22 protein-coding genes are annotated in these 22,744 nt (G+C 29.5%); 11 read left to right on the plus strand and 11 right to left on the minus strand.

The features are described from left to right. Positions 1 to 162: 162 nt before the first annotated feature. On the plus strand, positions 163 to 4,062 hold the full coding sequence (locus DUT90_RS01790) for a hypothetical protein (RefSeq protein ID WP_114425010.1): 3,900 nt from the start codon (positions 163 to 165) through the stop codon (positions 4,060 to 4,062). A 58-nt stretch (positions 4,063 to 4,120) separates the two neighbouring features. On the opposite strand, the gene DUT90_RS13310 is transcribed toward DUT90_RS01790, so the two are convergent. The 3 genes from DUT90_RS13310 to DUT90_RS01800 are packed head-to-tail and all read right to left on the minus strand — an operon-like array spanning position 4,121 to position 5,965. After that, positions 4,121 to 4,261, minus strand: coding sequence for a hypothetical protein (locus tag DUT90_RS13310; protein ID WP_181858121.1), 141 nt, complete (start codon positions 4,259 to 4,261; stop codon positions 4,121 to 4,123). A gap of 6 nt (positions 4,262 to 4,267) precedes the next feature. Then, positions 4,268 to 5,404: a cysteine desulfurase family protein gene (locus tag DUT90_RS01795; RefSeq protein ID WP_114425011.1), complete on the minus strand. Its 1,137-nt coding sequence runs from the start codon at positions 5,402 to 5,404 to the stop codon at positions 4,268 to 4,270. Positions 5,405 to 5,419: 15 nt separating this feature from the next. Then, positions 5,420 to 5,965, minus strand: a complete 546-nt coding sequence (locus DUT90_RS01800) for a Smr/MutS family protein (RefSeq protein ID WP_114425012.1) — start codon at positions 5,963 to 5,965, stop codon at positions 5,420 to 5,422. Between the two features lie 64 nt (positions 5,966 to 6,029). Here DUT90_RS01800 and DUT90_RS01805 point away from each other — a divergent pair, with 64 nt between their 5' ends. Next, positions 6,030 to 6,653 (plus strand): hypothetical protein, encoded by a 624-nt coding sequence (locus DUT90_RS01805; RefSeq protein ID WP_114425013.1) that lies wholly within the window; start codon positions 6,030 to 6,032, stop codon positions 6,651 to 6,653. A gap of 4 nt (positions 6,654 to 6,657) precedes the next feature. On the opposite strand, the gene ppk2 (DUT90_RS01810) is transcribed toward DUT90_RS01805, so the two are convergent. Together ppk2 (DUT90_RS01810) and ppk2 (DUT90_RS01815) are read right to left on the minus strand one after the other, a co-directional pair. Continuing rightward, complete coding sequence (ppk2, locus tag DUT90_RS01810; RefSeq protein WP_114425014.1) at positions 6,658 to 7,443, minus strand: polyphosphate kinase 2; 786 nt, start codon at positions 7,441 to 7,443, stop codon at positions 6,658 to 6,660. A gap of 2 nt (positions 7,444 to 7,445) precedes the next feature. Further along, positions 7,446 to 8,303, minus strand: a complete 858-nt coding sequence (gene ppk2, locus DUT90_RS01815; RefSeq protein WP_114425015.1) for a polyphosphate kinase 2 — start codon at positions 8,301 to 8,303, stop codon at positions 7,446 to 7,448. A gap of 93 nt (positions 8,304 to 8,396) precedes the next feature. On the opposite strand from ppk2 (DUT90_RS01815), the gene DUT90_RS01820 reads away from it, so the two are divergent. Beyond that, entirely contained in the window at positions 8,397 to 9,347 is a 951-nt protein-coding gene (locus DUT90_RS01820; RefSeq protein ID WP_114425016.1) for a lipid A deacylase LpxR family protein, read from the plus strand. A 147-nt stretch (positions 9,348 to 9,494) separates the two neighbouring features. On the opposite strand, the gene DUT90_RS01825 is transcribed toward DUT90_RS01820, so the two are convergent. After that, positions 9,495 to 10,919, minus strand: a complete 1,425-nt coding sequence (locus DUT90_RS01825; protein WP_114425017.1) for an ATP-dependent RecD-like DNA helicase — start codon at positions 10,917 to 10,919, stop codon at positions 9,495 to 9,497. A 104-nt stretch (positions 10,920 to 11,023) separates the two neighbouring features. Here DUT90_RS01825 and DUT90_RS01830 point away from each other — a divergent pair, with 104 nt between their 5' ends. From DUT90_RS01830 to DUT90_RS01840, 3 genes are read left to right on the plus strand one after another with little or no spacing between them, the layout of a single operon-like run. Continuing rightward, positions 11,024 to 11,755 (plus strand): hypothetical protein, encoded by a 732-nt coding sequence (locus DUT90_RS01830; protein ID WP_114425018.1) that lies wholly within the window; start codon positions 11,024 to 11,026, stop codon positions 11,753 to 11,755. Then, positions 11,727 to 12,563 carry a DUF3822 family protein gene (locus DUT90_RS01835; protein ID WP_114425019.1) on the plus strand — a complete coding sequence of 279 codons (837 nt, stop codon included), beginning with the start codon at positions 11,727 to 11,729 and terminating at the stop codon, positions 12,561 to 12,563. The genes DUT90_RS01830 and DUT90_RS01835 overlap by 29 nt, the downstream gene beginning before the upstream one ends. Further along, positions 12,560 to 13,108: an RsmD family RNA methyltransferase gene (locus DUT90_RS01840; RefSeq protein ID WP_114425020.1), complete on the plus strand. Its 549-nt coding sequence runs from the start codon at positions 12,560 to 12,562 to the stop codon at positions 13,106 to 13,108. The genes DUT90_RS01835 and DUT90_RS01840 overlap by 4 nt, the downstream gene beginning before the upstream one ends. On the opposite strand, the gene DUT90_RS01845 is transcribed toward DUT90_RS01840, so the two are convergent. The 5 genes from DUT90_RS01845 to DUT90_RS01865 are packed head-to-tail and all read right to left on the minus strand — an operon-like array spanning position 13,092 to position 18,162. After that, positions 13,092 to 14,045, minus strand: coding sequence for a MoxR family ATPase (locus DUT90_RS01845; protein WP_114425021.1), 954 nt, complete (start codon positions 14,043 to 14,045; stop codon positions 13,092 to 13,094). The genes DUT90_RS01840 and DUT90_RS01845 overlap by 17 nt on opposite strands. Then, a complete protein-coding gene (locus tag DUT90_RS01850; protein ID WP_114425022.1) occupies positions 14,045 to 15,424 on the minus strand; it encodes a peptidylprolyl isomerase in 1,380 nt (459 codons plus the stop codon). Before DUT90_RS01850 ends, DUT90_RS01845 begins: the two co-directional genes overlap by 1 nt. After that, on the minus strand, positions 15,390 to 16,238 hold the full coding sequence (locus tag DUT90_RS01855) for a hypothetical protein (protein ID WP_114425023.1): 849 nt from the start codon (positions 16,236 to 16,238) through the stop codon (positions 15,390 to 15,392). Before DUT90_RS01855 ends, DUT90_RS01850 begins: the two co-directional genes overlap by 35 nt. Further along, positions 16,238 to 17,869: a peptidylprolyl isomerase gene (locus DUT90_RS01860; protein ID WP_114425024.1), complete on the minus strand. Its 1,632-nt coding sequence runs from the start codon at positions 17,867 to 17,869 to the stop codon at positions 16,238 to 16,240. Before DUT90_RS01860 ends, DUT90_RS01855 begins: the two co-directional genes overlap by 1 nt. An 11-nt stretch (positions 17,870 to 17,880) precedes the next feature. Further along, complete coding sequence (locus DUT90_RS01865; protein ID WP_114425025.1) at positions 17,881 to 18,162, minus strand: DUF493 family protein; 282 nt, start codon at positions 18,160 to 18,162, stop codon at positions 17,881 to 17,883. Positions 18,163 to 18,256: 94 nt separating this feature from the next. On the opposite strand from DUT90_RS01865, the gene DUT90_RS01870 reads away from it, so the two are divergent. The 5 genes from DUT90_RS01870 to DUT90_RS01890 all read left to right on the plus strand — a co-directional run bounded on the left by DUT90_RS01870 (position 18,257) and on the right by DUT90_RS01890 (position 22,741). After that, entirely contained in the window at positions 18,257 to 18,799 is a 543-nt protein-coding gene (locus DUT90_RS01870) for an AAA family ATPase (RefSeq protein ID WP_114425026.1), read from the plus strand. After that, positions 18,796 to 20,688: an ATP-dependent DNA helicase RecQ gene (locus DUT90_RS01875; protein ID WP_114425027.1), complete on the plus strand. Its 1,893-nt coding sequence runs from the start codon at positions 18,796 to 18,798 to the stop codon at positions 20,686 to 20,688. The genes DUT90_RS01870 and DUT90_RS01875 overlap by 4 nt, the downstream gene beginning before the upstream one ends. A 3-nt stretch (positions 20,689 to 20,691) precedes the next feature. Further along, complete coding sequence (gene fmt / locus DUT90_RS01880) at positions 20,692 to 21,636, plus strand: methionyl-tRNA formyltransferase (RefSeq protein WP_181858122.1); 945 nt, start codon at positions 20,692 to 20,694, stop codon at positions 21,634 to 21,636. Positions 21,637 to 21,824: 188 nt separating this feature from the next. Then, positions 21,825 to 22,097, plus strand: coding sequence for an HU family DNA-binding protein (locus tag DUT90_RS01885; RefSeq protein WP_114425029.1), 273 nt, complete (start codon positions 21,825 to 21,827; stop codon positions 22,095 to 22,097). Positions 22,098 to 22,183: 86 nt separating this feature from the next. Next, positions 22,184 to 22,741 (plus strand): YqgE/AlgH family protein, encoded by a 558-nt coding sequence (locus DUT90_RS01890; RefSeq protein ID WP_114425030.1) that lies wholly within the window; start codon positions 22,184 to 22,186, stop codon positions 22,739 to 22,741. Positions 22,742 to 22,744: the final 3 nt, after the last annotated feature.

Here is a 22,744-nt window from a genome sequence, read left to right on the forward strand (position 1 = left end):
CCAAAGGTATGTTTATATGACATGATACCCCACGTTTCGTGTCTTAGAAGAGTGGCTTTTATGTCACTCTTTTTTATTAAAGTTATTTAAAAAAAGTTGTTTTTTTAAAACCATCTTTTTGATCTTTTCGTAAGTATTAATATAATTCAAAATAATGTATTAATGCCTTACACCACTACTACAAAGAGTAATAAATTAAAAATAACTCAACTATTTACCTTATGTTTTTATGTGTCAATTAGTTATTGTCAGATAAATCTAAAAACATCTAATAAATTTACATGGAGTACAAGTGAAAATAGTACTACCAACTTTAATTGGGAAGATGGAAAATTATCAAAAAAAATAACAAACATTAATGCTTCTAAGATAGATATTAACTTTACGGTTTTAGGAGAAACAAATTCTTTATCTAAATGGCCTTATAGTAAAACTACTAAAAATTCACCGGCAATTGGTAAAGATGCTACTAACAAAGAAAGTTTACAGTTTTATACAAAAGGTTTCTCTTTTAATGAAGATATAAGAATAAATTCAACATTTAGCAAGCCAGTTGAACATGTTTCTTTTAATTTGATGCACATTAACAAATCACAAGACAGTGGTGGAAAGTTTACATTGACAGCTACTACTGTTAGTGGTGAAAAAATATCACCAAGTTTTACAAATTCTTATTACCCTTCTTATAAATCTAATCAAAATAATGGAGTTATAGATGCTATTAGGCCTTATTTAGGAAACAAAGCATTGGTAAACGTTCAATTCTTTTCTTTAAAAAAGATAAAGTCTATTAATATTAAGTGGAATAACTGTTCTACTTGCAAACCCAACAAAGGCAATGGTTTTGCCATCTCAGGATTTACATTTATAGAAACAACTAATGAGATAGACAGTGACAATGATGGAATCTATGATTCTGTTGATATTGATGACGACAATGACGGAATCTTAGATAAGATAGAATCTTCTTACAAAACAATTAAAAAATCTACTGCTATAGGTAGCCCTCTATTTACCAAAAATAAAGGGGTTCGTTTTGCAAATTATGTAACTGACGGAATTAACGGTAAAGGCGCTGAGTTTAACACAAAAAATGATGAATTGATAGTAAATCTTGGAAAAGAAATTCCTGCAAATACCTATATCAATTTTAGAACTTACGGAAAATACAACAGTAAAAAAACACTTTTGCTAGAACAATCAAACGCAGATGGATCTTTAACTTCTAACCCAAAATACATAAGTCATTATTTTGGATATTATCCTAGAAACACCTATTACAAATTAAATAAGAACACTAAGTATATCAAAATAAAAATGATTAAAAATAATGGAGGTTCTATTATATTAGATTATTTAGAGCATCAATCTTTTTCTATTTTAACAGATATTGACACAGATAATGATGGAATACCTAACAGATTAGATTTAGACTCAGATAATGATGGATGTTCTGATGCTGTAGAATCATGTGTTCCTGATATTTTTATAGCTACCTCTTCAGAAAAAAAATCTACATTTTTAGAAAATGCAATTATTCAAGGAAACTTTGGGGCAAATGGCTTTTCTAACAACTTAGAAAATACAGATTACAGAAATACTCAAGCCAATTTTAGAGATGCCTATCATTATGCAACTAATAAAGATATTAATGCGTGCGGAACTCCTATGATTACACAGGTTATTAAGTCTAATAAAGATAATTGGATAGAAATCACCAACATTCATCCAACTGCTATTATTCCTAAAAATTCAATTACAATTGGTTTATTTAAAGGCGAAAATGATGATTTTACAAGAGTTACTCCCAACGAGGCTAGCAAAAATCCATCAGAAATAAAACCAGGTGAATCATTAGTATTTAAAAATAACAATAACGCTATTTCTTTGTTAAAAGGCATCCCTTTTGTAAATAATTTTATCACAAATTTATCTGGTTCTAATAATACAATTACTATTTCTAGAGCTGGGGGTAAGTTAACTTGGGAATCTAGAATTGACGTTTCTAAAAATATAGAAAATAACACTGCTTATGTTAGAATAGATGAAATTACTGCACCCAATAAGAATCACTCAGACAATGAGTGGGTTGCATTTATAGATGATAATTTAAATCCGTACAGAGATTTAGCAGAAGGAGGCCCAGAGCGACACCCTCATTCTCCTTTATTTTCAGAAATCATAAAGGCAAATAAAAATGCTAACATATTGCTGGGGTTACACAGAATAAATCCTACAGAGAGGGTCAACGGAGTTTGGACCAACGGTTACCCAGATAGATCTAGATTTGTAGCTGTAAAAGAAGATTATGAACATGATTCTATTTCGTTAACAGCACGAAAACTAAAAGTTAAAAATAACAGTAAATTGTTAATCAATAATAATTTACTTCTTGTTTCTGATAGTATTACTTTAGTTGATAGAGGTGATCAAATTAGATTAGCAAACACATCTGAACTAATTCAAGTACATCAAAATAAAAAACAATTTTATGGTTTGGGTAAAATTCTAATAGACAAGAAAACCGAAGTCGCAAGTATTTATAGGTACAGTTATTTAAGTAGCCCTGTTAATACCTTAGACCATGAAAACTTTACTATTTCTAATGTTTTAAAAGATGGTACTAACCCTATTTCTTTAAATTCTGAAATTACTGACATTAATTTTGTTACTGGTTTTGATGGAGACACAACAAGCCCAATAAGTATTGCAGATTATTGGATATATACTTTTTCTAGCAATAATGGCTCAAGAGCAAATTACGAACAAAAGAGAAGTACTGGTATTATTAATCAAACCAATGGTTTTTTGATAAAAGGAACAGGTGTTGAGCAGAATTTCACATTTTTTGGCAGTGCCAAAGATGGAGAATTAACCACCACTATTGGAGCAGGAGATTCTTATTTATTAGGAAATCCTTACCCTTCTACCATTAGTGCAAAAAAGTTTATAGAAGACAATATTAACGCCATCAATGGTACTTTATACTTTTGGCAACATGCAGGTGAAGAAGATATAGCATCTTCTAATACAGCTGGTCATTCTTTTAACGGATATATTGGGGGTTATGCAACACGAAATATAGCTATGGGAATCTCTGCAAATCTAGTTCCTAGTAACGAGAGAAATAGACTAAATAGTAGTAACATAAATGTCGAAACTTACCAAAGCCCGGGTAACTATATTCCTGTTGGAGTTGGTTTTTTTGTTGGTGGTAGCGAGGCTGGTGGTAAAATTGTTTTTAATAACAGTCAACGAGAATATAAAACAAATAGCATCATAGATGCAGAAAGAGATACAAATCTTTTAGAAAAAGTACTTGATATTTTTCCGATTATAGATTTTAAAGACCCCAACGAACTGCCCATTTTAAAATTAGGGATGGACTATACTGAGCCTAAAAAACAAACCATTCATAGGCAAATAGGAATATCTTTTAATAAAAACAATTCTTTTGCTAATGAAAATGGTTATGATAGTGAGTTGTTTGACTTGAATGATACTGATATCTATTGGAAGTTTAATGATGATGAATTAAAATATTCTATTGCCGGAGTTCAAGAAATAAGTTCAAATTTAGAAGTTCCTTTAGAAATAGTTTTAAATTATAATGGTGAATTTTCTATAGGTATAGATGAAAAAAATCACATCAAATCTTCTATCTATTTGAAAGATAAAGTTACAGACTCTATATATGATTTATCAAAAAATGTAAAATTAAATTTAGACTCTGGTACATATACAAATAGATTTTACTTAACATTTAGCAAAGGAAAAAACATTTTAGATGTAATTCCTGAAATAATTACAGCTCCAAAAGAATATTTAAAAGTCTATTTTGACAACTCTAGTAATAAAATTATCATTGAAAAAGAAGATAATATTTCAATTTCTAGTATTCAATTTTCTCGCTTTTTTGGTAGATCTGCCAACAAATGGGTCATTAAAAACCAGCGAAAAAAGATTCAATTAAAAGTAAGAAAAAGAATACGAAGAGGAATTTATATTGTAAATATTAAAACTAACAAAGGCAACTTTAACAAGAAAATTATTATTGAATAAAAAAACGAGTACACCTATCTTTACAGAAAGTTAGGTGCACTTTTCATCCAAAAAACTATTATATGTTCGCATTTTTAATACAAGTAGTACCACCTCCTGTACCACCTCCACCTCCACCAGGGCTTACCTTAAGTTTAGAAATACCCCTATTTATAACGGCTATGGCATTAGGTGCTTTGATTTGCCTAAATAAAGCCAAAACAGCTTAGTCTAGAATTTCTTTAAGCTTTTTAATAGTATAAGCAATATCTTCTTTTGTAGTGTATTTAGAAAAAGAAAAACGAATTGACGTTTTGTTGTTTTCTTCAGGAGTTAAAATTTCTAATAAAACATGAGATCCTGAATTACTTCCACTTTGGCAAGCGCTTCCTCCAGAAACAGAAATACCTGCCAAATCTAAACTAAATAGTAACATTGCGTTTTCTTGTGGTAAACGTACATTTAAAATAGTATAACTATTTTTTACTAAATCATCAGAATTTCCATTAAACTGAATCTTATTATTAATTGTTTTTAATTCTGAAATGAAGAAACTCTTTAACTCTAAAATATATTTTTTATCTTCTTCTATATTATTTAGAGCTATTTGTAAAGCTTTTTCCATACCTAAAATAGCATGAACATTTTCTGTACCAGATCTAGCTCCTTTTTCTTGATCTCCACCAAGCAACATCGGTAAAATGCCAAAACCTTTTTTAAAATACGCAAAACCAACTCCTTTAGGTCCATGAAATTTATGTGCACTTGCTACTATAAAATCAACTGGATATTGTTCTAAATTAAGCGGAAAATGTCCTATAGTTTGTACAGTATCAGAATGAAAAAAAGCATCGTATTGTTTACACAATTGAGCTACTCTTTGTAAATCTAAAATGGCACCTATTTCATTATTAACATGCATTAGACTCACTAAAGTTTTAACATTAAAAGAAATTAAAAGTTCTTCAAGATGTTGTAAATCTATTTCACCAAATTCATTAACTTTTACATAATCAACTGAAATATTATACGCTTTAGATAAATATTTTACAGTATGTAAAACTGCATGATGTTCTATTTTAGATGTTAAAATCCTTTTAACCCCCAAATTAAGCACAGCATTGTATAATATTAGATTATCTCCCTCTGTACCACCTGATGTAAAAATGATTTCACTAGCAGACGCCTTAAAGTGTGAGGCAATATTTTTTCTAGCAGTTTCTACTGCTGATTTTGCTGTTCTACCAAATTGATGGGTTGAGGATGGATTACCGTAATTTTCTTTCATTGCAGCATGCATTACCTCTATAACTTCATCATCTATTTTGGTAGTAGCTGCGTTGTCTAAATAAACCGTTTTCATATTACAAAAATACAATTATTTGACATTCTGATATATATAAACTTCTGTAGCTCCTAATCCATATTTTTTGTAAGAAGCATCATAATATTTTATAGGGTATTTACCTAATAGTCTTTGTAATTCTGATTTTAAAACCCCTTCGCCCACTCCATGAATAAAAACAAGTTTAGAAATTCGTTTGGAAATAGCATATTCTATTTTTCTTTTTGCTGTATCTAATTGAAGGTTTAGCATATCAAAATTATCCATATTTCTTGTAGATTTGACTAGTTGATTAATATGTAAATCTACTTCTAAAATGACTTCACTTTTCTCTTTCTTAAATAGAGCTTTTTGAGGTTGTTTTAGCGTTGTTTTTTCTTTTAATAAAGGATTGTTAATATCTGAATATTTAGAGAGTTCTTTTTGATCAATATCAATTTTTACAAGTTCTTTAGCTGTAAAGTTAAATATCATACCATCAGAAGTTTTAATAGAGATAGTATTACCAGAAATATGTGTAACAACACCTTTTAAAACATCATCTAAAACCGCTACCTTGTTTCCAATTTCTAAACACATTCTTAACCTTCTCTTAATTTACTGTCTTTTGTTATGATGGTATCTTTGTACAAAAATAATAAGGATGGTTAAGATAGCAACAACATCTACAAAAAACTTCTTCAAAAATGCATTTAAGTCTGTTATTATTTCTGAAGATAGAAAAGAAACACTTTCTAAAATTGCTAAATATATTACTCAAGAATACAAAAAAAGTGGCGTAGTCAATCTTAATTTTATATGTACCCATAATTCTAGAAGAAGTCAGTTAGGACAAGTTTGGGCGTTTTTTGCCGCAGAATATTTTAATCTAAAAATAAATTCTTTTTCAGGAGGCACAGAAGTAACAGCTTTTTTTAGAAACACTGTAAAAACATTACAAAAGGTTGGCTTTACATTTCAAGTGGCAGATTTTTCTCATCAAAACCCTAAATATCATATCTCTTTTGAGGGTACTTCTAAATCTATTTTAGGGTTTTCTAAACGATATGACCATCCAGAAAATAATAATCCTTTTGTAGCCATTACTACTTGTAATAATGCAGATGCCAATTGTCCTTTTATACCAGAAGCTTTAGAAAGGTTTCATTTGCCTTTTGTAGATCCTAAAGCATTTGATGAAACTGAAAAACAAGATGAGGCATACTTAAAAACCAGTAAGCAAATTGCTGCAGAAATTTACTTTATATTTCAAAAAGTAAGTCTTTAGTTATTTAAACTTTCAGCGTCTTATCGTAAGGAATACGCTGTAATATGTGATTAATTACATTAACCCTAGCTTCTGTTTTTCTATTGGCTCTTATGATTTTCCAGGGAGAAAGCTCTGTGTCTGTTTTTTCAAACATTGCTTTTTTGTATTCTGTATACTGTTCCCAAAGATCTTGAGCTTTCTCATCTAACTTAGTCATTTTCCATTGTTTTAATGGATCACTTTTAATATCTGCAAAACGTTTGGCTTGTTCTTTCTTAGAAATAGACATATAAATTTTTACAAGATGAATGCCTGACTCTAAAATCATCCTCTCAAAATCATTTACTTGATTCATAAAAATTTTATGTTCTTCAGAGGAACAAAAGTTATTTACAGGTTCTATAACAGCTCTATTGTACCAACTTCTATCAAATAAAACAATTTCCCCCGCCTTTGGAAATTGCTCTACATATCGCTGAAAATACCATTGTGATTTTTCGTCTTTTGATGGTTTTGGTAAAGCTACAATTCGCATATGACGTGGGTTGATACGTTCGGTTATCCTTCTAATAGCACCTCCTTTTCCTGCTGCATCTCTACCTTCAAAAACTACAATAATTCGTTCATTATTATTGATTGCCCAAGTTTGCAAACGAATTAATTCTACTTGAAGTTTTTTTAATTTACGTTGATAGTTTACATACCTTAACCCTCTCTCTACATTTAAAGGTTCTTTAGACAACAAAGCCACCAAAGCTTGTTTGCTATTTAATTTTCGAACTTCTTTTTCGGATAAATTTCTTTTCATAATTAATCTACATGAACGTTAGAACGGTAGTAACGCATTACTACATTAGGGTCTGGATTTAAAACAGTTTCTGCATGCTCTTTGTCTTGGTAATTAAATTGCGATAGTACATGTCTTATTGCTTCTAATCTTGCTACTTTTTTATCATTGGTTTTTATCATTACCCAAGGACTATAAGAAGTATGGGTTTTAGAAAACATTTCTTCTTTGTAATGCGTATACTTGTCCCATAATATTTGTCCTTGTTTATCTACTGGACTAAATTTCCAACGTTTTAATGGGTTCTCGTTTCGGTCTTCAAAGCGTTTTAGTTGTTCGTCTTTAGTTATAGATAGCCAAAATTTTATAATAATTACACCATCTTCATACATCATATGCTCAAACTCAGGCACTTGAACTAAAAACTCTTTATATTGTTTTTCTGTACAAAACCCCATCACAGGTTCTACTACTGCTCTATTATACCAACTTCTATCAAAGAAAACAATTTCTCCTGGATTTGGTAACTCTTTGATATATCGTTGAAAATACCATTGTCCTTTCTCTATTTCTGTAGGTTTATTAAGTGCAACAAGTCTGGTTGATCTTGGATTAAGATGCTCCATAAACCTTCTTATATTACCTCCTTTTCCAGCGGCATCTCTTCCTTCAAAAACAACAGCTACCCTTTTATTTTCTTTTGATATCCAACGTTGTAATTTTACCAATTCTATTTGCAGAGATCTTAACTCTTTATCATATAATAATGTCTTTTTTACTTTCTTATATACACTACTTTTCTCCTCTAATAAAGATAGCAATTGGTCTTTATTTTCTAAAGATTCAAAGTCTTCTTTGGTCAAACTCGATTTTTTATTCATAAATGCACTTTAGATGTTAAATGTAATTACTTTTTTCTACAAAAACCATAAAAAAAGAGCATTTTCAATAAGTTCTTTTATATTTGTTACTCCATGAAAGTTGTACTATTTATTATTGCATTATTATTAACTTCTTGCTTTGTAGCACAAGAAAAATATTCTCAAGAAGTTGGTTTTATTACAGATAATGACTTATATGTTTCTACACAAAGAGACCGGTATTACAGTAGTGGTGTTTTTTTATCTTACAGATATTTATCTAAAAAAAAACAGCAGCATTTAGAAAAGCTCTCTTATGAATGGAAATTGGGGCATGAGATATATACACCTATAAGGCCAACAGTTGAAACAATAGATTTACATGACAGGCCTTTTGCAGGTCACCTTTATGGTAGTTTTGGTATAAATAGAGTCTTTAAAAATAATAAAATTATAAACACTTCATTGCAACTCGGTTTTTTAGGTCCAAATGCTTTTGGAGAACAGATACAAAACTTTATTCATAATATTTATGGCTTTAGAAGAGCTACTGGTTGGAAATATCAAATAAAGAGTGCCTTATCTCTTAATATAAATGCTCAATATATAAAGACAATAACATCTACAGAAACAAATATGTTTGATCTAACTTGGACAAATAGTGGATCTGTTGGAACAGTTTTTAGCAATATGTCTTCTGGAATTCTTGGTAGAATTGGATTAAAACCTTTACAAAATATTAAAAATTCAATCGCATTTAATTCTCATCTAAATAACAACAATACTACTTTTTTTAGAGAAGTAGAATCTTTTGTGTTTTTTAAACCAAGCTTACAATATGTCTTTTATGACGCTACTTTACAAGGAAGTTTTTTAAATAAAAATAGTGTGGTAACCAAAGAAATTAAGCCTATTGTTTTTAACATAGAACTTGGTATTTTATTTACAGCTAATCGTTTTAATTTAGGATATTCTTATATCTATAATTCTAAACGTTCTGAAGGATTAAGATCTAGAAACGGCCATAAATATGGTAGAATTACTGTAAACTACCTGCTAGATTAACATGAGTTTGATTTAAAATACAATGCTAAAAAAGCTATCAATTTAAGTGTTTTTAAAAGTGAAACAGATAAAAATTGTATTGAAATTAAGTTTTTGTCAAAAATCAATCTGACTGACGTAAATTTTTTAAGTCGAATTCACGTTAGATTAAGAAATAAAAAAATCATCTTTAAAGCCTATTAAATATAAATTTTGTTGTGCACGCGTTACTGCTGTGTATAACCATCTGTAATACTCTTTAGAAACTCCATTAGGTAAATAAGGTTGCTCTATAAACACTCTTTTCCATTGCCCTCCTTGAGATTTGTGACAAGTTATTGCGTAAGAAAATTTTACTTGCAATGCATTAAAATATTTGTTCTTTTTAATTTTTTGATATTGTTTAAATTTTGATTTCTCATCTAGATAATCTTCCCTTACAGCTTCATACAGTTTGTTTGATTCTTCATAGGTTAAAGATGGACTTTCACTTACAAGTGTATCTAGTACAAGGACAGTTTCAAATGGCTGTATACCTGGGTAATCTACCATTCTTAGCAACACCTCTGCAAATTTAAACCCATACAATTCTTTGATTGAAAAAATACGAAGCACCTCACATATATCTCCATTTGCTATAAACCCAGCAGGTGAAGAATCATCTAACCAAAAATAATTATTTTTGACTACCATGATATAATCTCCGGCAGAAATTTCATTTTCCTGACCTCTAATTTTCATTCTAATTTGCTGATTGTATAAGTTTGCTCTTTTATTAGATCTTACTATAAATGCAGTGTCTTCTATTCCAATGCTATCGTAAGCTGTTACCAATGCATCCTCAATATCATAACTATCTTCTAACCTAACGATGTCTGGATAATCTATATCAAACTTAAAATTATCTTCTTCATTCTGAATAGCCAATCGTAAAGAAGTTGCATTACTTAATATACCAGAATCTTTGTGTTGCCTCATTACTTCATCCAACTCAATCTCTAGAATTTTTTTATCAAAACGACTTTCTAATTCTGATGTTTCTAACGCGGGACTTATATTTAACTTCACTGGTGGAAGTTGAGCTGTATCTCCTACAAAAATAAGTTTACAATTTTTGCCTTCGTTTACATAGCTAATAAGATCATCTAGTAAAGAACGTTTATCAAATAACTGCTGACTTTGTCTACCATCTGGTATCATAGAAGCTTCATCAACAATAAAAATAGTGTTTGTAAATTTATTAACTTGTAATACAAAGTCTACAGCACCATTACTTTGTTTTTTTGGAAAATATATTCTTTTATGAATTGTAAAAGCAGGTCGTTTAGCATAAGATGCAATTACTTTTGCGGCTCTACCTGTGGGGGCTAATAAGACTGCTTTTTTTTGAACTTTCCACAAACTATTTACAAACGCACCTATAGCTGTTGTTTTTCCTGTTCCCGCATATCCTTTGAGTAAAAAAATTGTATCGTTTCCTTTAGACAAAACAAAATTAGACAAATCATGCAGCAATTTTTGTTGCCTATTTGTAGGGACAAACTTGAATTTTTTTAATAATTCTCGATAAAAAATATTGCTTTCATTTACCATAAGGAAATTTAAATATCAAAGATACATCGATTTATAAATAAAAGTTTTTATCATAAAAAAAAAATTGTAGATTTGCCTTAATACTATTAAAAAACATATTTAAAATGGGATTACTCGGAATGATATTAATAGCAGTACTTGTTGCTGTTGGTTTAGCAATAATTATCGTTAAATATTTACCTTTAAAGTTAAGGTGGATTGCTTCAGTTTTATTGCTAGCTTTAACAGTTTTTTTAATTGTTAAAATTTATGACGGTATCATGGAACCTATCAACTTTAACAAACAAAAAGTTGAAAAATATGCTAAAGTTGTAGAGAACTTAAAAATTATTAGAGATGCCCAAGTAAAACATTTTGAAGTTACAGGTAGGTATACGAGAGATAAACAAGGATTAATAAAATTTATAGATACTGCTAAATTGGCTTTAACTGAAACAAAAACAGAAGTATTTAAAGAAAATAAAGGTGGTGGTATTATTGTAGATGTAGAAAGAAGAGTAACAGACACTATTGGTTATGAGCCTGTTGCTAAATATTTTGAAGGTAAAAATTACCAAGAAATGTTTAAGGTACCTGGTGTATCAGGAAAAGAGTTTGAAATTGAAATTGGTGAGCTAGAAAAAGTACAAGGACTAATTGTACCTACTTTTCTTGTAAAAACAGAAAAGAAAGACATTTTAAAAGGTATGAATGAATCTCTTGTAAAACAAGAATTGGAAGCGGTTGCAACTGATGAAATTAAAGGTGAATACGTTTCTGTTGGTTCTCTTGAAGAAGTTTCTACTGGAGGAAACTGGCCTCCATCTTATGATAAAAAAGATAGTGCAAATAAATAAGAGCAATACAGTTTTATCTAAAGCTGATAATATTCAATTATCCATCCAATTTAATTTGGATGGATTTTCTTTTTGTGTCCAAAACAGTACTTCTAAAGAAATCCTTTATTTCTCTGAATACATTTTTGACAGTAAACAAACAACACCCGAAAGTTTACTAAAAAAGATTGAACATATTTTTGAAACGGATGCCCAACTGCAAAAAGATTTTGACAACGTTTTAGTGATTCATCAGAATGATTTGTATACGTTAGTTCCTCAAACATATTTTAAAGAAGAATGTTTGTCTGATTATTTACAGTTTACCATAAAAACTTTAAAAACAGATTTTATTGCTTTTGATACGATAAAAACTAATGAATTCTATAATGTTTATGTTCCTTATATAAATATCAATAATTATTTGTTTCAAAACTTTGGTGCGTTTACTTATAAGCACCATGTTTCTGTTTTGATTGAAAAATTAATCAATCAAAATACACAACAAGCAAAAACAGTATATGTAAATGTTTCTAAATCTAGCATAGATATTATTGTAATAGACACAAAAACAGTACTATTAGCCAACTCATTTCACTATTACTCTAAAGAAGATTTTATTTATTACATTCTATTTGTATACGAGCAACTTACCTTAGATACAGAAAAAACAGCATTGTTTTTAATTGGCAAAATAAACGTTAATTCAGAGATCTATAAATTGGCATACACTTACGTTAGAAATGTATTTTTTAAAGAAAGTAAGAGTAGTATTTTTAACACTTTAGAAAGCAGCAAACACGAACACTATATACTACTAGGTCAATGAGAATAATTTCTGGAAAATTAAAAGGAAGGCGTTTATCTGCTCCAAAAAACCTGCCTGTTAGACCAACTACAGATATGGCTAAAGAATCGTTATTTAACATTTTAAACAATTTGTATTATTTTGATAGCATTAGTGTTATAGATCTTTTTTCTGGAACAGGAAATATTAGTTACGAATTTGCCTCTAGAGGAACCAAAGATATTTATGCCATAGATGCTAATTTTAATTGTATAAAATACATTTATAATACTGCAAAGCAACTTAACTTACCTATCAACACTTATAAGAGTGATGTGTATAAATTTTTAGAAAAAACAACACTTAAAGCTGATGTCATTTTTGCAGACCCTCCTTATAATTTTGAAGCTGAAGAGTTTTTAAAAATAGTAGACTTGGTTAAAGAAAGAGAACTTTTAAATGAAGAAGGGCTTTTAATAGTAGAACACTCTAAACATACAGACTTATCTACTCACGCAAACCATAGTTATGACAAGCGTTATGGTGGTAATATATTTAGTTTTTTTGAATTTACTGAAGCGCCTTAATAATATCTTCTACAGTAACACCTTCTGCTTCTGCTTTGTAGTTTTTTACAATTCTATGAGATAAAATTGGTATAGAAACGGCTTTTACATCTTCAATATCAGGAGAGTACTTTCCGTTAACAATTGCATGTGCCTTTGCAGCTAATATTAGATTTTGAGAAGCTCTAGGACCTGCACCCCAATCTAAAAAAGATTTCACTATTTCTGGAGCAACATCAGATTTTGGTCTTGTTTTGCCTACTAAATTTACGGCATACTCTATAACATTATCTGCAACAGGTATTTTACGAACCAATTTTTGAATAGCCATAATCTCATCAGCATTAAATAAAGCATTTAACTCTTGATGATGTGCGCTTGTTGTATTTTTAACCACCTGAACTTCTTCAGCAAAACTTGGATAATCTAATGCAATTGAAAACATAAAACGATCTAACTGTGCCTCTGGCAAAGGGTACGTTCCTTCTTGTTCAATAGGGTTTTGGGTTGCTAATACAAAAAAGGGTAAATTTAACTGATATACGTTTCCTGAAACTGTAACAGAACGCTCTTGCATTGCCTCTAAAAGTGCAGCTTGTGTTTTTGGAGGAGTTCTATTAATTTCATCAGCTAAAACGATGTTAGAAAATATTGGTCCTTTTAAAAAAGAAAACTGTCTTTTTTCATCCAGTATTTCACTCCCTAAAATATCCGAAGGCATTAAATCTGGAGTAAATTGTATTCTTTTAAAATCTAATCCTAAAGAACTCGCTATTGTATTTACTAATAATGTCTTTGCTAGACCTGGCACTCCGATTAGTAGTGAATGACCTCCACAAAATATAGAAAGTAACGTATAATTAACAGCCTCTTCTTGTCCAACAATTACTTTTCCAATTTCTCTTTTTAAACGATTGTATTTGTCTACTAAATCGTTAACAGCTTTAACGTCAGACATTATTTATTAATTTCTTTTTGCCAATTTTTTTGAAACTTACATTTTCTGAAATCATTTCCTATTTTAATGTAAGTATCTTTTATTTTTTCTTTAGACCATTTAGTTATGGTTTCTTCTTTCTTTTTTTGGAGAGCCAATTGTTGGATTTTCTCATAATCACCTACCAAATCTGCAGTGTGTGTTTCTGTTTTATCTTGCATTATGATAAATTTAAACATCTTTTCACCGCTTCTATTTTCATCATAAAAAACCTCTGTCAATTCTCCTTTTTTAAGCTCATTTACTCTAGCATAAAATGCAGGATCTAGTCTAGTAAGTTCAAATTTAGATTCTCCTGTAGATGGGTTTACAATCTTACCTTTATTATTTCTTGTTTCTTGATCTTGAGAGTACCTAGCAACAGCTTCTTCAAATGTAATTTTACCTTCCTCTATCTCTTTTTTTATAGACTCTGCTTTTTCTTTTAGTTTTGTAAGCTCGTCATCTGGAACTTTTGGCTGCATCAAAATATGAGAAGCAACTCTAGTATTTCCTTTAATACTATTAAGCTGCATTATATGATATCCAAATTCTGACTTAAACGGTTTTGACACCTGACCAATATCTAGTGTAAAGGCCATTTCTTTAAACTCTTTGATAAAGCTAGATTCTTTAGTAACCGTATATTCTCCTCCGTTACTTGTTACACCAGGATCATCAGAGTTAATTATTGCTTTCATTCTAAAACTAGAACCGTCTTCAATTTCTCCTTTAATTTCTAATAATTTATTTACTATTCTTTCTTCTTCTTTGTTTGTAGGTATTGCCTTTAATACAATTTGAGCCATTTCTACCTCTGCAGGAAATTGAGGCAACTCTTCTTTTTCTTTTAAGCCATTAAAATACAAACGAACTTCTTCTGGAGTAACATCTATCTTTTCCGTAATTTTTTGCTGCTCTTTTTCTATTAAGGTGTTTTCTTCTTGAACAGTATATAATTCTTTTTTTAAATCTTCTAAATCATTAAAACCGTAAGCTTTAACAACTTTATCTATATCTCCATATTGTTGTGCAAAATATTGAATACTTCTTTCTACACGAGAAGAAACTTCTGCATCAGAGGCAACAACGCTATCAACTACCGCATGATGAGCTAATAATTTTTGCTGCATTAATTCTTCTAACATTTCGCAATCTGTAATGGTAATTTTACCTTCGCTTCTAAGTTCTACCTCTTGTTTAAATTTCTCTATATCAGAATCTAGCACAATGTTTTTACCAACCACAACTGCTACTCCATCTATTTTTACTTTTTGCGCAGAAACTGATAAGGTAGCTAAAGTTAAAAAGAAAAATAATGTGCTTTTAATATGTTTTGAAATTGTTGTTTTGTATAGCATCTTTTACTATTATTTTTTTTATGTCTTTAATTAATTCTTTTTTACGATTGTGTAAAATCATTTGTTTTATGGTGGGCTTTATATACCCAACAGGTGCTATTGCATTTCTAGGCAAAACGTCTTTAATAGCAACCAAATATAGTCCTAAAGAGTCTTGTTTCTGAATGAATTTTGTTTTTTTTAACAATTTTTCTTTAGAAAAGGGTAGTTTTAACAATACCTTATCTAATCTTGTCCAAATAGAATCATTAAACTGATGAAATTTAAAACTTAATTCTTGTTTTTCAAGTTCTTCTAAATCAAATATATCGTCAGATTTAAACAAGTCTATAATCTCATCTTTATCATTTATCTTATCAGAAATATGTAAGTACCTAATTTTAATTAACTCTTCATTAAGCTTAAAATTATCTTTATTTGAGTGATAAAAGCTTTCAATTTCTTCTTTAGAAATTACAGTATCTAATTGCTGTTGCACCAATTCTTCTTTGTAACTATTAATAAGAAGACTTTCTTTATAATCTTTAACCAGCGTTTCTATTTCATTTACTGTACTTAGAGAACTATTTTTTTTGGCTTTGTCTAATAATAGTTGTTTTATAGCCCAATCTTGTATATAGCTATTAACAATAATACTACTATCTGCTTTAGATACATTTTGAGGTAATATATCTACAATGTCTTTTTTAAAAAGTTTTTCAGTGTTTACAATAGCTATAATAGCCGATTTATTGTTTTCTTTCTCTTGAATTTGAAAAAAATCACAAGCAGAAAAAAAAACACAAAATAAAATACTAACTATTAAAAACCTCACTATTTTTTATACTGTTTGATTAACTTTTTAAGTTGCTTTTTATTTACTGTAATAACACTTCTTTTTCGTAAGTCTGCTATCCATTTTTTTTCTAAATCATTTTGATAATCATTAATCACCCTCCCTTTAATTTCTTTCAAATCTTTGTTTTCATAATTATCAATATTTTTAGAGAAATAATTTTTGAGTCCTATAGAATCTTTAGTAGATTTTTCCCATATTTTTTGTTGCATTAACTCAAACAACAGCAAACCATCTTGATATTCTTTTAAAGTATACGCATATTCTGGCTCTGTATGCACTAAATTTTCTTTGTAGTAATTTAATACCTCTTGGTTTTTAAAATCTTCATACAAAATAAAAACAGGTTTATGTCTTCTGTTTCTTATGTATTTTATAAAATCTTCTTGAAGTATTTTTGTTTCATTAACACTAAACATTGTTTTTTGTAAAGAGTCTTTAGCTATAGATCTAAGTTTAGGATTATTTAAGATTTTTTTAGCTTCCTCAAACTCAGCAATACTGTACTCGCTTTTTAATCTATTAATAACTGCTTGATCAGAAAGTTGCATTCTAGAACTCTTTTTAACCTTGGTTTTAAGAGCGTCTTTCATTTCTTCATAAGACTGTATAGGGTGCTTTTTAATCAACTTTACAATGTGCCATCCAAAACGAGTTTTAAAAGGTTTAGATACATCTCCTTCATTTTCTAGTGCAAATGCAGCGTCAGAGAATGGTTTTACCATCCTGTTTGCAGCAAATTTACCCAATTTGCCTCCGGTTGCTTTAGACCCAGGATCTTCAGAGTATTCTTTAGCTAAATCTTCAAACTTTTCATTAGCTAGTATTTTTTGGTATACACTATCAATTACTTTTTTTCCAACATTGGTGGTATCTCTAATTAAAATATGAGCTGCTTCTACCTCTCCTTTTGAAGGTCTAAACTCATCTACTTTAACAATATGATAGCCAAACCTGGTTTTAAAAGGTTTAGAGACTTCGTCTACTTTGGTTGTATATGCTGCATCTTCAAAAGGATATACCATAGAAAATGCTGAGAAATATCCTAAATTGCCACCATTTCCTTTTACCCCAGATGCTGGGTTTCCTTTCGCAGATTGGTCTTCTGATGTTTCTATGGCTACTTTTTCAAAATCTTCTCCGTTAACTATTCTATCTCTAATTTTTGATATTTTAGTATACGCTTCTAAGGTATCTTTTGGTGATGCATCTCTTGGTGTTCTGATTAAGATGTGTTTTGCCTTAACTTCATTTTTAGTTCTAAAATAGGCATCTTTCACCAACTTATCTATAAAGGTAGTGTCTTGCAAATAAGGTGCAGAAAGCTGATTCTTATACGTTTCCATTTCTCTTTTATATGATGGCAACGTATCTAATTTATTCTTGTAAGCTTCTTTAACTTTTAATCTGTAATTGATGTACAGTTCTAAATTTTTGGTTACATCTTTTGCTTCATCATCATCTATTGCATCCAAGTTTTTTTCATAAACTCTTTTAAACTCAGATACTTTTGTTGCTTCTCCGTCTATAGTTACTAATACTTTGTCTTTTTTTTGAGAAAAAACTGAAAATGAAATACTTAAAACAAATAAAACGATTACTTTTTTCATAAATCTATTAATTATAACGAAATGATACCTTTAATTTTTTCTGCTTTTTTATAATAAGCAATAACTTCTTCTGAGGTTTGTACTTTTAATACGATAGAAACACTAATATATTTTCCTGTTTTTGATTTTTTTGTATTGATTACTGCCCCTTTATTGTCAAACAAACTTTGAACCTCATGAACTTGGTTTTCTGTAGACGGCACAATAAACTTGTACATATAATCTGCAGGAAAATTAGTAGTTTCATCTAATTGCCCCTTTAACTTTGTATAAAATTGTTTTTTATCACTCATATATAAACTGCTGTGCAAGATAGTTTCAAAAATCAAAAGTTACAAAATTACATTAAAAATTAGTTTTATACAGGGAATGATTTATTTTTGTTACATGCTACAAAAAATAGTGCTTATTGGGGGGCCAGGTACAGGAAAAACAAGTGTTTTGAACGAATTGATTGCTCAAGATTTTTATTGTATGCCAGAAATATCTAGAGAGGTTATCTTAAAAGCCAAGAAAGAAGGAATTGATCAACTATTTTTAAGTAAACCTCTATTATTTAGTGAACTATTATTAAAAGGTAGAGAGCAACAATACCTCTCTGCAAACAAACAGAATACGAATGTTGTTTTTTTTGATAGGGGTATACCTGATATTTTTGCTTATATGGATTATGTTAAGACAGATTATCCTTCAGTTTTTGTAGATAAAAGTAAGCTCAATAAATATGATACAATTTTTCATTTTTCTCCTTGGAAAGAAATCTACACAACAGACAATGAGCGTTATGAGTCTTTTGAAGAGTCTCTACGCATTGATCAATACTTACTAAAAGCATACAAAAGTTTAGGATATACCATACACACTGTGCCTTTTGGATCTGTAAAAGATAGAACACGTTTTATTTTACACGCCCTATCTTGTAATTTATGACAAATTCACCAAAACAAATATTATCACATTTTTGGGGTTTTAAAGACTTTATTTTTCCTCAAGAAACTGTTATTAAAGCTGTTTTAGAAAAGCAAGATGTAATTGCACTTTTACCTACAGGAGCAGGTAAATCTATTTGTTTTCAGATACCAGCATTAGCATTTGATGGTATTTGTTTGGTAATTTCTCCTTTAATAGCCTTAATGCAAGATCAAGTAGAAAATCTATCTAAAAAAAATATTAAAGCTAGTTGTATTCCTAATGGCGCATCACAAGATGAAATTATTACATTATTTGATAATCTTAAATTTGGAGGATACAAATTTTTATACCTTTCACCAGAAAGACTACAATCTAGGTTCATTCAAGAAAAAATTAAAGAGCTAACCGTAAATTTAATTGCAATAGACGAAGCGCACTGTATTTCTGAGTGGGGCCATGATTTTAGACCTTCTTATAGAAATATTAAAATTCTAAAAGACATACACCCTACTGTAAACTACATAGCACTTACTGCCACTGCCAACAAAAAAGTGATTGAAGATATTGTTACCAATTTATCTTTAACCACTCCAAATATTTTTAAAAAGTCTTTTTTTAAAAAAAACTTAGCCTATCAACTTTTTAAAGTTGAAGATAAGTTAGGTAGATTGATACAAATTTTTACAAAAACAAGAAATCCTGCTATTGTTTATGTAAACTCAAGAAAAAAAACAATTGAGATTTCTAATTTCCTAAATAATAACGGATTTAAAAGTGGTTTTTATCATGGAGGATTAACAGGTACAGAAAAGCAAATAGCTTATGATAATTGGATAACTGAGTCTACCCCAATTATAGTGGCTACAAATGCTTTTGGTATGGGTATAGATAAAGACAATATAAAGTTGGTTATCCATTATAACTTACCCTCTAGCATCGAAAATTATGTACAAGAATGTGGAAGAGCGGGCAGAAATAATAAAAAAGCCTTTGCTGCCCTTTTGTATAACAATGAAGATTTAAGTTTACTTAAAAATCAATTAGAAAGTACATCTCCTTCAATTAGAGAAATAAAAGAAATTCTTAAAAATCTGTATCAACATTTTAGAATACCTTTTGGAGAATTACCTTTAGAAAGGTACGATTTTAATTTTTTAGCTTTTTGTAAAAAATACAATCTTTCTACCTTTAAAGTAGATACAACTTTAAAAATTTTAAATAACAATGGTGTTCTAGAAATTAATCAAAATTACAATCAGAAATCCACTTTACAATTTAGCGTTTCTAGCAAACAAGTTTTACGTTATTCTGCCTACAACAATAATATTGCTAATTTTATAAGTACTGTTTTAAGAACCTATGGTGGCTTGTTTGAAAAAGAGACAACGATAAACGAATATGTAATTGCTAAAAAAGCTAGTACTACCTCTAACCAAGTAATTGCACAACTAAAAAAATTGCATGATGACCAACTGCTGGTATATAAAGGCACAACATCTAACGCTTTATTAACTTTTTTAACTCCTAGAGAAGATGACAAAACTGTTAATAGATGCTCTAAAGAAATAAAAAAGTTTATTGAGCAAAAAAGAAAGAAAACAAATGAGTTTATACATTTTGTAGAAAATGATACTATTTGCAGGAGTATTCAAATTTTAAATTACTTTGATGAAAACAGTACTAAGCAATGTGGCATTTGCGATGTTTGTTTAAAAGAAAAGAAAAAAAACACTAATAAACTATCAGAAAACATTCTACAAATTATAATGCAAAGAGGAAGCTTATCATCATCAGAAATAAGAACACTTTTACATGCAAATGAAAAAGACATTTTAATACATTTGCGTTACTTGTTAGCAGAACAAAAAATTAGCATCAACAATCAAAACAAATATCAACTCAATTAAATTATGAAAGATTTACGCATTGTTTTTATGGGAACTCCAGATTTTGCAGTAGCAATTCTTAAGCATTTGGTTACCAAAAACTACAATATTGTTGGTGTTATAACTGCACCAGATAAACGTGCAGGAAGAGGAAGAAAATTACACGAATCTGCAATAAAAAAATATGCAACTTCTGCAAACCTTACTATACTCCAACCTAAAAATCTTAAAAACAACGATTTTAATCAACAGCTACAGTCTTTAAATGCTGATTTGCAAATAGTAGTTGCTTTTAGAATGCTACCTAAAATAGTTTGGCAATTACCAAAATATGGCACATTTAATTTACATGCTTCTTTATTACCAGAATACAGAGGAGCAGCACCTATACATTGGGCTATTATTAATGGAGAAACAAAAACAGGTGTAACTACTTTTTTTATTGATGATAAAATAGACACTGGAGAAATCATCTTACAAGATGAAATTACAATTTATGATGATGATACTGTTGGAAGTTTACATGACAGAATGATGCTTGTGGGTGCTACTTTAGTTGCTAAAACTGTAGATTTAATTACTAATGGCGACGTAACTACCAGAAAACAACCTGAATTAGATGAAAAAGCGGCACCAAAATTAAACCCAGAAAACACCAAAATTAATTGGAATAAAGATATTGATACTGTATACAATAAAATAAGAGGATTAAATCCGTTTCCTACAGCTTGGACCAACATAAAAAACGGAACGGAAGAAATTTCTGCAAAAATTTACACAGTTCAAAAAGAAATTACAGATCATAATATGGCACCTAGCACTATTATCAGTTCTAAAAAAACATTAAAAGTAGCCGTTTTAAACGGTTATATTATTATTAATGAAATTAAGATTTCTGGAAAGAAAAAAATGGATGTTCAGAGTTTCTTAAATGGTTTTACATTTCTAGAAGGTGCTAAAATGTTGTAAAGCCTTTATTTGTAAGGATTCTCGGGTTTTTCTTTTTTACAACTCCCTTTATTAACAATTTGTAATCATTTATTAACAAAAGAGTACTTTTTTTGCACTCAAATTTGCACAAGCCCTTAATCCGTCTATATTTGTTAAGCTTTTAAGCAAAAATATTTATTCAATTAATTTTAAAAAATCAATTTATTATGAACAAGTCAGATTTAATCGATGCAATGGCTGCAGATGCAGGAATTTCTAAAGTAGCAGCTAAAGCAGCTTTAGAGTCTTTTACATCTAATGTAACTTCTTCTTTAAAAGACGGTGGTAAAGTTGCTTTGGTAGGTTTTGGAACATTCTCAGTTTCTAAAAGAGCTGCAAGAACAGGAAGAAACCCACAAAGTGGAAAAACTATTCAAATTGCTGCTAAAAATGTAGCTAAGTTTAAAGCTGGAGCTGGATTAAGCGACGCTGTAAACTAAGAGACTATTAGTTTAAAGTATATGAAAAACCCTCTAGCAAGAGGGTTTTTTTATTTAAGTATCTTTTCTTATATTTAGTTCATAAAATAAATTACTTGAAACTAAATAAAGGTAAACTACTAATTGCTGAACCCTCTATATTAAATGACAGTTCTTTTAATAGGGCTATTGTACTTCTAACAGAGCATTCTTCTAAAAATTCTGTTGGTTTTATATTAAATAGACAACTACAATACACTGTTAAAGATTTAATACCTGAGTTAAATTGTGATTTTCCTATCTATCAAGGTGGACCTGTAGAACAAGATAACTTGTATTTTGTGCATAGAGTTCCAAATCTTATACCAGATAGTATTGAAGTTGAAAATGGTATTTTTTGGGGTGGTAATTTTGATTCTTTACGTGCCTTACTCAATGAAGAATTAATCTCTAATTCTGACATTCGATTTTTCTTAGGATACTCTGGCTGGAGTAAAAACCAACTAGAAAACGAGATGCGTCAAAACTCGTGGTTTATTTCAGAAAATGACTTTGACAATATTTTTTCTATTAAAGAAGAAAATCTATGGAAAAACAAATTACTTCAAAAAGGAGGTGATTATAAGCTCTGGGCAAATGCTCCAAGCGATTTTAATTTGAATTAAGCA

It is taken from the genome of Polaribacter sp. WD7 (genome assembly GCF_003335085.1).
GTDB lineage: Bacteria > Bacteroidota > Bacteroidia > Flavobacteriales > Flavobacteriaceae > Polaribacter.

Excerpts from the sequence above, each read along its gene's own strand:
- DUT90_RS01790 (WP_114425010.1), top strand. The coding sequence starts at position 163 with ATGCCTTACACCACTACTACAAAGAGTAATAAATTAAAAATAACTCAA.
- DUT90_RS01795 (WP_114425011.1), bottom strand. The coding sequence starts at position 5,404 with ATGAAAACGGTTTATTTAGACAACGCAGCTACTACCAAAATAGATGAT.
- DUT90_RS01800 (WP_114425012.1), bottom strand. The coding sequence starts at position 5,965 with ATGTGTTTAGAAATTGGAAACAAGGTAGCGGTTTTAGATGATGTTTTA.
- DUT90_RS01805 (WP_114425013.1), top strand. The coding sequence starts at position 6,030 with ATGGTTAAGATAGCAACAACATCTACAAAAAACTTCTTCAAAAATGCA.
- ppk2 (WP_114425014.1), bottom strand. The coding sequence starts at position 7,443 with ATGAAAAGAAATTTATCCGAAAAAGAAGTTCGAAAATTAAATAGCAAA.
- ppk2 (WP_114425015.1), bottom strand. The coding sequence starts at position 8,303 with ATGAATAAAAAATCGAGTTTGACCAAAGAAGACTTTGAATCTTTAGAA.
- DUT90_RS01820 (WP_114425016.1), top strand. The coding sequence starts at position 8,397 with ATGAAAGTTGTACTATTTATTATTGCATTATTATTAACTTCTTGCTTT.
- DUT90_RS01825 (WP_114425017.1), bottom strand. The coding sequence starts at position 10,919 with ATGGTAAATGAAAGCAATATTTTTTATCGAGAATTATTAAAAAAATTC.
- DUT90_RS01830 (WP_114425018.1), top strand. The coding sequence starts at position 11,024 with ATGGGATTACTCGGAATGATATTAATAGCAGTACTTGTTGCTGTTGGT.
- DUT90_RS01835 (WP_114425019.1), top strand. The coding sequence starts at position 11,727 with ATGATAAAAAAGATAGTGCAAATAAATAAGAGCAATACAGTTTTATCT.
- DUT90_RS01840 (WP_114425020.1), top strand. The coding sequence starts at position 12,560 with ATGAGAATAATTTCTGGAAAATTAAAAGGAAGGCGTTTATCTGCTCCA.
- DUT90_RS01845 (WP_114425021.1), bottom strand. The coding sequence starts at position 14,045 with ATGTCTGACGTTAAAGCTGTTAACGATTTAGTAGACAAATACAATCGT.
- DUT90_RS01850 (WP_114425022.1), bottom strand. The coding sequence starts at position 15,424 with ATGCTATACAAAACAACAATTTCAAAACATATTAAAAGCACATTATTT.
- DUT90_RS01860 (WP_114425024.1), bottom strand. The coding sequence starts at position 17,869 with ATGAAAAAAGTAATCGTTTTATTTGTTTTAAGTATTTCATTTTCAGTT.
- DUT90_RS01865 (WP_114425025.1), bottom strand. The coding sequence starts at position 18,162 with ATGAGTGATAAAAAACAATTTTATACAAAGTTAAAGGGGCAATTAGAT.
- DUT90_RS01870 (WP_114425026.1), top strand. The coding sequence starts at position 18,257 with ATGCTACAAAAAATAGTGCTTATTGGGGGGCCAGGTACAGGAAAAACA.
- DUT90_RS01875 (WP_114425027.1), top strand. The coding sequence starts at position 18,796 with ATGACAAATTCACCAAAACAAATATTATCACATTTTTGGGGTTTTAAA.
- fmt (WP_181858122.1), top strand. The coding sequence starts at position 20,692 with ATGAAAGATTTACGCATTGTTTTTATGGGAACTCCAGATTTTGCAGTA.
- DUT90_RS01885 (WP_114425029.1), top strand. The coding sequence starts at position 21,825 with ATGAACAAGTCAGATTTAATCGATGCAATGGCTGCAGATGCAGGAATT.